Below are 10,243 nucleotides of genomic sequence, written 5' to 3' on the forward strand. Positions count from 1 at the left end.
GCCTCGTTGCCGGGCGCCGCGATGCTAGGCACCGATATACGCCTTGCGCACCTGCTCGTTGCCGAGCAGTTCGTCGCGACCGCCTTCGAGCACGATGCGGCCCTGCTCGATGACGTAGGCGCGACTAGCGATATTCAGCGCCGCATAGGCGTTCTGTTCGGCCAGCAGCACCGTGGTGCCGGCCTTGTTGATGCGGGCGATGATCTCGAACATCTGCTTGACCACCAGCGGCGCCAGGCCGAGCGAGGGCTCGTCCAGCAGCAGCGCCTTCGGCCGGCCCATCAGCGCGCGCCCGATCGCCACCATCTGCTGCTGGCCGCCGGACAGCGACCCGGCCGGACTGTCCTTCTTCTCGTGCAGGATCGGGAACAGGGCGAACACCTCGTCGAGGCTGCGCTGGGTGCCTTTCGCATCGCGCCGGTGCACGTAGGCGCCCAGGGTCAGGTTCTTCAGCACCGACATCCCCGGAAACAGCTTGCGCCCTTCCGGGCAGTGCACCAGGCCGTCGGCCACGATCTGCGAGGGCTTGCGCCCCACCAGCTCGCGCCCCTGGAAGCGGATGCTGCTGCCGGCCGCGGCCCGCTGCAGGCCGCTCATGGCCAGGAAGATCGAGCTCTTGCCCGCGCCGTTCGAACCGAGCAGCACCACCAGCTCCCCTTCGTCGGCATGGATGTCGATGCCGTGCAGCGCACGGAAGCTGCCGTACGAGAGCGCGACCTTGTCAAGCTTCAGCATGTTCGCTCCCCAGGTAGGCTTCGATCACGACCGGGTTGGCACGTACCTCGGCGGGCGTGCCCTCGGCGATCTTTTCGCCGTGGTTCAGCACCAGGATCTTGTCGGCCAGGCTCATGATCATGTCCATCTTGTGCTCGATCAGGCACACCGTCAGGCCGCTGCGTTTCATCTTGCGGATCAGATCGGCGAGCCCCTCGGTTTCCTCCGGATTCACGCCGCCGGCCGGCTCGTCCAGCAGCAGGAGGGCCGGGTCGGTGGCCAGCGCCAGTGCGAAGGCGACGCGCTTGCGCTCTTCCTGCGAGATGTCGCCGGCCAGGCAGGATTCGAGGTGCGAGAGGCCGACGAAGTCGAGCGCCTCGCGCGCCTTCGCGCGCGAGGCCCGCTCCTCGTCCCTGAGGCGGCGGGTACCCAGCAGCACGTCGAGCAGGTTGGCGCGGGTGCGCAGGCGGTGTCCCACGATCAGGTTGTCGAGCACGCTGGCGTTGTCGAACAGGGTCGTGCTCTGGAAGGTGCGGGCCATCCCGAGCCGCGCCACCTGGTCGGCGCGCAGACCGGTCACGTCGCGGCCGTCGAACACGATGTTGCCGGAACTGGGGCGCAGGGCGCCGCTGACCAGGTTGAAGAACGTGGTCTTGCCGGCGCCGTTCGGGCCGATGATGGCGTTGATGGTCCCGCGCTCGAAGCGCACGCTGACGCCGTCTACTGCGACGAGGCCCCCGAAATGCCTGGTCAGGGAAGTGATCTCAAGCATGGCGGGTTCCTTTTCCGGCCACGGCGGCCGTCTCCTGTGGCGTTTTCAGCGCCATCTCGCGCTGTGCCGCCTTGCGGCCGCGCCGCGCCAGCCACGCGCCGACGACGCCTTGCGGCAGGAAGATCACCAGCAGCACCAGCAGCGGGCCGAACACGATGAAGCGGTAGTCCTGCAGGAATTGCAGGTACTGGGTCAACCAGGGCACGGCAATGGCGCCGAGCAGGGGGCCGGCCAGCGTGCCGATCCCGCCCACCAGCATGTACATCGTCATGTCGAAGGTCTGGTCGACGCTGGCGATGCCGGGGCCGAGGAAGCGCACGTAGCCGGCGTACAGGCCGCCCGCCATCCCGGCGAAGAACACCGACAGCATGAAGGCCAGCAGCTTGTTGCGCATCAGGTTGATGCCCAGCGCCTGCGCCAGGTCGTCGCCGTTGCGAATCGCCACGAAGGTACGCCCGAGCAGCGAGCGCACGATGCGGTGCATGATCCACAGGCTCAGGACAAGGAACAACAGCACCAGGTAGTACTGGGCGCGCGGCGCCGAAAAGTCGAGCCCTGCGATCGGTTCCGGCGCCGGAATGCCGACGATGCCGACCGTGCCGTGGGTCAGGCTTTCCCATTTCTCGATCAGCAGGAACATGATGTAGCCGACGCACAGCGTGAAGATCGAAAAGAAGTGGGTCTTCAGGCGCAGCGAGACGATGCCGACGAAAAATCCGATCGCCGCCGCCACGAAGCCCGACAGCGCGAACGCCGCCCAGAAGGGCATGTGGTAGTCGACCGTCAGGATCCCGACCGTGTAGGCGCCTACCGCCATGAAGCCGCTGTGGGCCAGGTTGAACTGGCCGGTGTAGCCGGTGATCAGGTTCAGGCCGACGGTGGCGATCGCGTAGATATAGGCGGTCGACATCACGGTCAGGTGGTAGTCGTTGCCGGCCATGAAGGGGAAGGCCAGGGCCAGCAGCAGCAGGGCGCTCCAGCCAAGTTTTTCGTAGCGGTTCATCAGTGCGCCCCTTTCCGGAACAGGCCTTCCGGCCGCAACGACAGGATCAGCACCAGCAGCGCGAAGGCGATGATGTCCTTGTAGTCGGTCGAGATATAAAAGGCGCCGAAGGATTCGGCAAAGCCGATGATCAGGCCGCCGACGATGGCGCCCGGCACGCTGCCCATCCCGCCCAGCACGATGATGACGAAGGCCTTGGTGATGACCAGGTGGCCCATCGAGCTGTAGATCAGGTTGATCGGCGCGTACAGCACCGCCGCCATGCCGGCCAGCGCCCCGGCGATGGCGAAGGTCAGCATCGCCACCCGGTTGGCGTCGATGCCGACCAGCGCCGCGCCCTCGCGGTTCTGCGCCATCGCGACGATGGTGGCGCCGGTGACGGTCTTCTTGAGGAACAACTGCAGCAGCAGCACCAGCAGGAAGGCGGCGCCGATGATCAGGAGCCGCTGCGCCGGCAGGATAATGTCGCCGAAGGACAGGATCTGGTTGTAGGGCGTGTCCATGCGGTGGAAGTCGGCGCCCCACAGCGCCTGCACGCCGGCCTCCAGGAACAGCAGGATGCCGATCGAGGCGATCATGTGGTGCAGGTAGGGGGCCTTGCGCAGCGGATGGAACACCAGGCGCTCGGACAGCACCGAGATGACGGCCACCGCCAGCGCGGCGCCGGCCATCGCCAGCCAGTAATTGAAGCCCAGCCGGGTGACCAGGAAGAAGGCGACGTAGGCGCCCGCCATGTAGAAGGCGCCGTGGGCGAAGTTCGGCACGTGCAGGATGCCGTACACCAGGGTCAGGCCGAGTGCGACCAGGCAGTAGACGCCGCCCAGGGTGAGTCCGTTCAGGACCTGCTGTAGGAATAGCTCCAAAACTGTCTCCGTTATTGTATTGGTAGTGCGTTTGGATGCTGCCGGCATGCTGCCATGCCGCTGGGGCGCTAGTCGAACACGATGACCCCCCGGGCGTTGCGTCCTTCGGCCAGGTCGGCAAAGGCTTGCGGAGCCTCCTCGATGCGGTAGCGCCGGGTGATGAGTTCGTCCAGCTTCAGGCGCTTTTCGCGGTACAGGGCGAGCAGGCGCGGGAAGTCCTGGCGCGGCCGGGCCGAGCCGAAGTAGCTGCCGGTCAAGGTCTTTTCCTCGAAAGTCAGGCTGGCGGTGCGGACGGTGGTCGTGTCCTTGGGCGCGGCCACGCCCACCACCACCGCCTTGCCGCCCTTGGCCAGCACGCCGTAGGCCTGGGCCACGATCTCGCCCCTGCCGACGCATTCGAAGGCGTAGTCGGCGCCGCCGCCGGTCAGCTTGCGCAGGGCCTTGACCAGGTCGGGCGTGGCGCTGTTCATCACGTGCGTGGCGCCGAAGCCGCGCGCCAGCTCCAGCTTGGCGTCCGAGAGGTCGACCGCGACGATCATTGCCGCGCCGGCGATGCGGCAGCCCTGGATGGCGTTCAGGCCGACGCCGCCGCAGCCAAACACCACCGCGATCGATCCCGGCTCGACCCTGGCGGTATTCATCGCCGCGCCGACGCCGGTCATCACGCCGCAGCCGATCAGGCAGGCGCGGTCGAGCGCGACGTCGGCGCCGATCTTGACCACGTTATCGACATGCAGGGTCGCGTATTCGGCCATCACGCCGCAGCCGGAAAAGATGTTCAGCGGCCGGCCGGCCAGATCGCGCGTACGGACGCTGCCGTCCGGCAGCGAGATCGCCGCCTTTGCCGCCTGGTCGCACAGCTGCGGGCGGCCGGTCTGGCAGTAGCGGCAATGCCCGCACATGCTGACGAAGGAGCTGAGCACATGGTCGCCCGGCGCGTATTCGCTCACGCCTTCGCCGACCGCGACGATCACGCCGGAGCCCTCGTGCCCGAGCACCAGTGGCGCCGGCATCGGGATGGTGCCGTTGGTGGCCGACAGGTCGCTGTGGCAGACCCCGCACGCCGCCATCTTGATCATCACTTCGCCGCGGCGCGGCAACTCGACGTCGATCTCCTCGACCACCACCGGCTGGCCGACGGTGCGGCACAGGACCGCGCGGGCGCGCTGGTATTTCGTTTCATTCATGGCTGTTCCTTTGGCATGCGAAGCTCAGGCCGCCGCCGGCGCCGGCTTCAACTGCAGCGATTTGTATTCGAGGAATTCTTCCATCCCGTAACGGCCCATCTCGCGGCCATTGCCGGACTGCTTGTAGCCGCCGAACGGTGCGCGGCCATTGAAGGTGCCGCCGTTGATGTCGACCTGGCCGGTGCGCAGCCGGCGCGCAAACCGGATCGCACGCTCGTCGCTGCCTGCCCAGACGCCTCCGCCCAGGCCATACGGCGTGCCGTTGGCAATCCGCACGGCCTCGTCCTCGTCGCGGTAGGTGATGATGGACAGCACCGGCCCGAAGATCTCTTCCTGTGCGATGGTGCTGTCCGGGTCGACGCGGCCGAACACGGTCGGCTGCACGTAATAGCCGGTGGAGAGCCCGGCGGGCGCCTCGGGACCGCCGCACAGCAGCTCGGCGCCGTCCTCGATGCCTTTCTCGATATAGCCGCGCACGCGCTCGCGCTGGACTTTGGACACCAGCGGGCCGAGGCGTGCGCTTCCTGCCAGCGGGTCGCCGACGGTGAAGCTTTTCGCGTAGTCGGCCGCGAGGCCGGCCGCTTCGCCGTAGCGCGATTCCGGCACCAGCATGCGGGTATGGGCCGAGCAGGTCTGGCCACTGTTGAGGAAGCAGGCGTTCAGCGTGCCCTTGACGGCGGCCGCGAAGTCGGCGTCGTCGAGGATCACCGAGGCCGACTTGCCGCCCAGTTCGAGAGCAACCCGCTTGATGCTTGCCGCCGCCACTTCCGAGATGCGGCGCCCCGCGCGCGTCGAGCCGGTAAAGGAAACCATGTCCACTTGCGGATGCCGCACCAGCGCTTCGCCGATCTCCGGGCCGTAACCGGTGACGAGGTTGAATACGCCGGGCGGCAGTCCCGCCTCCTGGATCACTTCGGCCAGTATGAAGGCGTTCAGCGGAGCCACCTCGGACGGCTTGAGCACCACGGTGCAGCCGGCCGCCAGCGCAGCGCCGAGCTTGGCCGCGATCTGGTGCAGTGGGTAATTCCAGGGCGTGATGCAGGCAAGCACCCCGACCGCTTCGCGCAACACGCGCGAATGGCCGACCGTTTCCTCCCATTCGAACTTTTCGGCCAGCTTGGCGTAGCCGGCAAAGCTGGCGATCGGCAAGCCGACCTGAATCATGCCGGCCAGTTTGAGGGGCATGCCGACCTCCATGGCGATGAGGCGCACCAGCTCTTCGCTGCGCGCCTGCAGCCCTTGTGCGATTTTTTCCAGGAAGCCTGCGCGTACCGAGGCCGGGGTCGTGCTCCAGGCATCGAAGGCGCCGCGCGCCGCGCGCACCGCCGCTTCGGCATCGGCTTCGCTGCCGGCGGGAATGCGCCCGATCACCTGCTCGGTCGATCCCTGGATGACCTCGATGCTGCCGCGCCCGAGTGCGGCGACCCATGCACCGTTGATGAAGAACTTGTCGTGGTCGTGCAAGTGCTGTCTCCGTATTCAGTGAGGTGCGGATGCCGAAGCTCCCTTTCTGGCGGGGCAAGTCATCATGCCGCAATTTCAAGTGTTTGTTTTGTCTAGCGAAACAATATGCTGTAAAATGGAATGATAAAAGAATACGATAGTTTTAGTTGAGTGGCAACGATTTGTCGGCCAAATACGCAGCATCCCTGGGCGGCGGGGAAGGGCAGGCCAAGTCGGCTGCCATGATCGGGCGGTCGGGGCTTGTTCCGTAGCGCGGAACGCATGGCAGGCGCCACGTTCCAGCAGTTTGTCCTGCCGCATCTCCGGGATATTATTGACAGAGGGATACATATGCAATCCAGCGAAACCAGCGGCACCGGCCACGATGCCAGCGACAACGAAGACACCGAACCCTTGCGCAATGCGGAGGACCGTTATTTCATTACTGCGCTGGCACGCGGACTCGAGGTGCTCTCGTGTTTCCGCTCGGCCGACAAAGGCTTGACCAACCAGCAGATCGCCGAACGCTGCAGCTTGCCGAAATCGACCGTCACGCGCTTCACCTACACGCTGACCCGCCTGGGCTATCTGGTGCAGGACGATACCGGCAGGTATGGACTCGGCACCGCGACGCTCGGGCTGGGCAGCGCCATGCTGTCCCGGCTCGACATCCGCCAACTGGCCCGTCCAATGATGCAGGAACTGGCCGATTTTTCCGGTACCACCGTGTCGATCGCCGTGCGCGATCGCCTGTCGATGATCTACGTGGAAGTGTGCCGCAGCACGGCGGCGCTGTCGCTGTCGCTGCAGGTCGGTTCGCGCATGCCGCTGGCGGCGTCGGCGATCGGGCGCGCTTACCTGGTCAGGGCTTCGGAGCAGGAGCGCAAGGATATCCTGAGCCGCTGTCTCGAGCTCGACGAGGTGGCCTACCATAACCTGCGCCAGGGCCTGGAGAAGGCGCTGGGCGACCAGCAACAGTATGGCTGCACAACCTCGTTCGGCGACTGGCAGAAGGATGTCAACGGGATCGCGGTCGGGTTCCTGCCGATCGGCGGCAGCCAGCTCATGTCGATCAACTGTGGCGGCCCGTCCTCGAGCGTGTCGCCCGCCTTCCTGCTCGACGAAGTGCGTCCGCGCCTGGTCGAGATCGCCCGTCGGCTCGAATCCTGAGCTGGCGGTAGTCAGTAGCCCGCGGCCAGCTGCTCCGGGCTGAGCGGCGCCATCACCGCAAATACCCCGCTGGCGCGCAGGATGCGCCTGTCCTCCACTTGCAGGTAGCAGTTGGCGAAGGCCATGCGGCTACCGATGCGCTGCACGTCGATATGGGCTTCGATCCAGTCGCCGGGCCGGGCCGCCTCGACGAAGTCCGTGCTCAGGTTGACCGTGACGAAGGAGTGGCGCCCCTCGCATGCGATCGTCATGCCGATCCCGAGGGCGGAATCCGCCAGGCTGGCCAGCATGCCGCCATGGGCGATGCCGCGCATATTGGTGTGGCGCTGCGCGACCCGCATCGCGATGACCACCACAGCGTCGGCGCGGCGGAAATACAGCGGGCCCATGGCCGCCACATAAGGACCGCCCCGTTGCAGCTTTTCGAAGCCCGGCGGTACCAGGTTCTCATCATCATATATCGTCATTTTGCTTCCATCTACGTTGATAAGTGTTTTGGAAATTTCCATATAGTTCCGCACAGTAAAACATCGATCAGATGAAGTCAAATGTGCCGGAAGCGCCGTATTTACCTGTTACATAGCAGGTTTACATTAATTTTCCTCGCTGCTACACTGACCTCAGAGCGAAACTCTGTTTCGTTGTGCGGTATTTGATGCTAATGACCCAGCTGGAGCAGGCGCACATGAATTCTGATCCCTACCAAGGCTCACTCGGCACACGTCCGGTCGATCCCGCCCACGCTGTCGACGTCGACCGGCTTGCCGCCTTCATGCGCGGCCACGTCGACGATTTCCACGGTACCCCGGAGGTCGAGCAATTCAAGGGCGGCCAGTCGAATCCCACTTTCCTGGTCCGCGCCGGCGGGCGGCGCTACGTGCTGCGCCGCAAACCGCCCGGCGTCCTGCTGCCGTCCGCCCACGCGGTCGAGCGCGAATACCGCATCATGTCGGCGCTGGCGGAGACCGGGGTGCCGGTCGCGCGCACCCATGCCTTGTGCGAAGACCCTGCGGTGCTCGGCGCCCCGTTCTACATCATGCAGCATGTCGAAGGACGCATCTTCTGGGATCCTGCGCTGCCCGGGTTCGCGCCGCGCGAACGGGCGGCGATGTACGACGAGATGAACCGGGTAATCGCGGCCTTGCACGGCGTCGACTACGGAGCGCTCGGGCTGGACGATTATGGCAAGGCCGGCAATTACCTGGAGCGCCAGGTGGCGCGCTGGACCCGCCAGTACCGGGCCTCGGAGACCGCGCATATCAAGGCGGTGGAAAACCTGATCCACTGGCTGCCGCAGCATATTCCGCAGGCGGGCGAGACCCGTATCGTACACGGCGACTTCCGTATCGATAACCTCATCTTCCATCCTGTCGAGCCGCGCATCGTGGCGGTGCTGGACTGGGAGCTGTCGACTCTGGGCGATCCGCTGGCCGACTTTGCTTACCACTGCATGAGCTGGCGCCTGGCGCCGCCCCTGTCGCGTGGACTGGCGGGCCTGGCGCTCGGCGAGCTCGGCATCCCGGACGAGGCGGCCTGCCTGGCGGCCTATTGCCGCCGCACCGGCCGCAAGGGCGTCGCGGCGCGCGACTGGGAATTTTATATGGTGTTCAACATGTTCCGCCTGGTCGGCATCCTGCAGGGCGTGGCCAAGCGCGCCGAGCTGGGCAACGCATCGAGCCTGGAAGCGGTCGCCACCGGCCGCCGCGCCCGCCCGCTGGCCGAGCAGGCGTGGCAGATGGCGCAGCAGGTCGGCGGCCGTTGAGCGGCGATCAGGCGGGCATACCCGACAACAACGAAGGAGATACGATGGCTTTCCAATTTTCCGAACGCGCTCTCGACTTGCACCGGCGCGTCAAGGACTTCATCGACACCGAGATCATTCCCGTCGAGAAGGAGTACAAGCAGGAAGTCGATGCCGCGCGCAGGGCCGGCAACGCCTTCATCGTGCCGCGGACGATCGAGCGCCTGAAGGCCAAGGCGCGCGCGGCCGGCCTGTGGAATTTGTTCCTGCCCGCCTCCGAGCTGGGCGCCGGACTCACGAACCTCGAATACGCGCCGCTGTGCGAGCTGATGGGGCGTGTCTCGATCGCCGCGGAGGTCTTCAACTGCTCCGCGCCCGACACCGGCAACATGGAAACCCTGGTGCGCTACGCCTCCCCCGAGATCCAGGAAAGGTGGCTCAAGCCCCTGCTGGCCGGCGAGATCCGGTCCGGCTTCGCCATGACCGAGCCGGAGGTGGCCTCGTCGGACGCCACCAATATCGAGGCCAGCATCGTGCGCGACGGCGATCACTACGTGCTGAATGGCCGCAAGTGGTTCACCTCGGGCGCCTCCGACCCGCGCTGCAAGGTGCTGATCTTCATGGGCAAGACCGATCCCGACAACCCGAACCGCCACCGCCAGCAATCGATGATCGTGGTGCCGGTCGAGACCCAGGGGGTCAGGATCGTGCGCGACCTGTCGGTATTCGGCTACGACGACGCGCCGCACGGCCACGCCGAGGTCCACTTCGAGGAGGTCCGGGTGCCGCTCGGGAACCTGCTGCTGGGAGAGGGGCGCGGCTTCGAGATCTCGCAGGGACGCCTCGGTCCAGGCCGCATCCACCACTGCATGCGCCTGATCGGCCGCGCCGAGGTGGCGCTCGAACTGATGTGCCGCCGGACGCTGGACCGCAGCGCGTTCGGCAAGCGGATCGCCGACCAGGGCGTCTGGCGCGAACGCATCGCCGAATCGCGCATCCTGATCGACCAGGCGCGCTTGATGGTGCTGAACGCCGCGTACATGATGGACACGGTCGGCAACAAGGTGGCGGCCAAGGAGATCGCCATGATCAAGGTGATCGCGCCGAACATGGCGTGCAAGGTGATCGACTGGGCGATCCAGGCCCATGGCGGAGCCGGCGTGAGCCAGGACACCGGCCTGGCTCACGCCTACGCGAGCGCACGCACGCTGCGCCTGGCCGACGGTCCGGACGAGGTGCACCGCAACGCCATCGCAAAGCTGGAGCTGGCCCGCTACCAGGTGCGCTGATTCGCGCACCCAACCATCACAACAGGAGACAGTTCATGTCGGAACGCCATTTCGCTTTCTG

Annotated in this window: 10 protein-coding genes; 3 read left to right on the top strand and 7 right to left on the bottom strand. The window is 66.0% G+C overall.

Annotated features, from left to right (window positions below):
- Positions 1-24: 24 nt before the first annotated feature.
- The 6 genes from ACI48D_RS24265 to ACI48D_RS24290 all read right to left on the bottom strand — a co-directional run bounded on the left by ACI48D_RS24265 (position 25) and on the right by ACI48D_RS24290 (position 6,003).
- Positions 25-735, bottom strand: a complete 711-nt coding sequence (locus tag ACI48D_RS24265; protein WP_435573807.1) for an ABC transporter ATP-binding protein — start codon at positions 733-735, stop codon at positions 25-27.
- A complete protein-coding gene (locus ACI48D_RS24270) occupies positions 722-1,486 on the bottom strand; it encodes an ABC transporter ATP-binding protein (RefSeq protein WP_435573808.1) in 765 nt (254 codons plus the stop codon). The genes ACI48D_RS24265 and ACI48D_RS24270 overlap by 14 nt, the downstream gene beginning before the upstream one ends.
- Entirely contained in the window at positions 1,479-2,489 is a 1,011-nt protein-coding gene (locus ACI48D_RS24275) for a branched-chain amino acid ABC transporter permease (RefSeq protein ID WP_435573809.1), read from the bottom strand. Before ACI48D_RS24275 ends, ACI48D_RS24270 begins: the two co-directional genes overlap by 8 nt.
- Positions 2,489-3,352 (bottom strand): branched-chain amino acid ABC transporter permease, encoded by an 864-nt coding sequence (locus ACI48D_RS24280; protein WP_435573810.1) that lies wholly within the window; start codon positions 3,350-3,352, stop codon positions 2,489-2,491. Before ACI48D_RS24280 ends, ACI48D_RS24275 begins: the two co-directional genes overlap by 1 nt.
- A 68-nt stretch (positions 3,353-3,420) precedes the next feature.
- Complete coding sequence (locus ACI48D_RS24285; protein ID WP_435573811.1) at positions 3,421-4,539, bottom strand: zinc-binding dehydrogenase; 1,119 nt, start codon at positions 4,537-4,539, stop codon at positions 3,421-3,423.
- 24 nt (positions 4,540-4,563) lie between these two features.
- Complete coding sequence (locus tag ACI48D_RS24290) at positions 4,564-6,003, bottom strand: aldehyde dehydrogenase family protein (RefSeq protein WP_435573812.1); 1,440 nt, start codon at positions 6,001-6,003, stop codon at positions 4,564-4,566.
- A gap of 330 nt (positions 6,004-6,333) precedes the next feature.
- Between ACI48D_RS24290 and ACI48D_RS24295 the strand changes: the two genes are divergently transcribed.
- Positions 6,334-7,152: an IclR family transcriptional regulator gene (locus ACI48D_RS24295; protein ID WP_435573813.1), complete on the top strand. Its 819-nt coding sequence runs from the start codon at positions 6,334-6,336 to the stop codon at positions 7,150-7,152.
- Positions 7,153-7,163: 11 nt separating this feature from the next.
- Here the strand turns inward: ACI48D_RS24295 and ACI48D_RS24300 are convergent, their stop codons facing one another.
- The gene (locus ACI48D_RS24300; RefSeq protein ID WP_435573814.1) at positions 7,164-7,619 is read right to left on the bottom strand and encodes a PaaI family thioesterase; all 456 of its coding nucleotides are present in this window, start codon (positions 7,617-7,619) and stop codon (positions 7,164-7,166) included.
- A 218-nt stretch (positions 7,620-7,837) separates the two neighbouring features.
- On the opposite strand from ACI48D_RS24300, the gene ACI48D_RS24305 reads away from it, so the two are divergent.
- Together ACI48D_RS24305 and ACI48D_RS24310 are read left to right on the top strand one after the other, a co-directional pair.
- Positions 7,838-8,914 (top strand): phosphotransferase, encoded by a 1,077-nt coding sequence (locus tag ACI48D_RS24305; protein ID WP_435573815.1) that lies wholly within the window; start codon positions 7,838-7,840, stop codon positions 8,912-8,914.
- Positions 8,915-8,958: 44 nt separating this feature from the next.
- Positions 8,959-10,182: an acyl-CoA dehydrogenase family protein gene (locus ACI48D_RS24310; RefSeq protein WP_435573816.1), complete on the top strand. Its 1,224-nt coding sequence runs from the start codon at positions 8,959-8,961 to the stop codon at positions 10,180-10,182.
- Positions 10,183-10,243 lie beyond the last annotated feature (61 nt).

The organism is Massilia sp. LXY-6 (assembly GCF_051233485.1).
Taxonomy (GTDB): domain Bacteria; phylum Pseudomonadota; class Gammaproteobacteria; order Burkholderiales; family Burkholderiaceae_D; genus Telluria.

Excerpts from the sequence above, each read along its gene's own strand:
- ACI48D_RS24265 (WP_435573807.1), bottom strand. The coding sequence starts at position 735 with ATGCTGAAGCTTGACAAGGTCGCGCTCTCGTACGGCAGCTTCCGTGCG.
- ACI48D_RS24305 (WP_435573815.1), top strand. The coding sequence starts at position 7,838 with ATGAATTCTGATCCCTACCAAGGCTCACTCGGCACACGTCCGGTCGAT.
- ACI48D_RS24310 (WP_435573816.1), top strand. The coding sequence starts at position 8,959 with ATGGCTTTCCAATTTTCCGAACGCGCTCTCGACTTGCACCGGCGCGTC.
- ACI48D_RS24275 (WP_435573809.1), bottom strand. The coding sequence starts at position 2,489 with ATGAACCGCTACGAAAAACTTGGCTGGAGCGCCCTGCTGCTGCTGGCC.
- ACI48D_RS24300 (WP_435573814.1), bottom strand. The coding sequence starts at position 7,619 with ATGACGATATATGATGATGAGAACCTGGTACCGCCGGGCTTCGAAAAG.
- ACI48D_RS24295 (WP_435573813.1), top strand. The coding sequence starts at position 6,334 with ATGCAATCCAGCGAAACCAGCGGCACCGGCCACGATGCCAGCGACAAC.
- ACI48D_RS24285 (WP_435573811.1), bottom strand. The coding sequence starts at position 4,539 with ATGAATGAAACGAAATACCAGCGCGCCCGCGCGGTCCTGTGCCGCACC.
- ACI48D_RS24270 (WP_435573808.1), bottom strand. The coding sequence starts at position 1,486 with ATGCTTGAGATCACTTCCCTGACCAGGCATTTCGGGGGCCTCGTCGCA.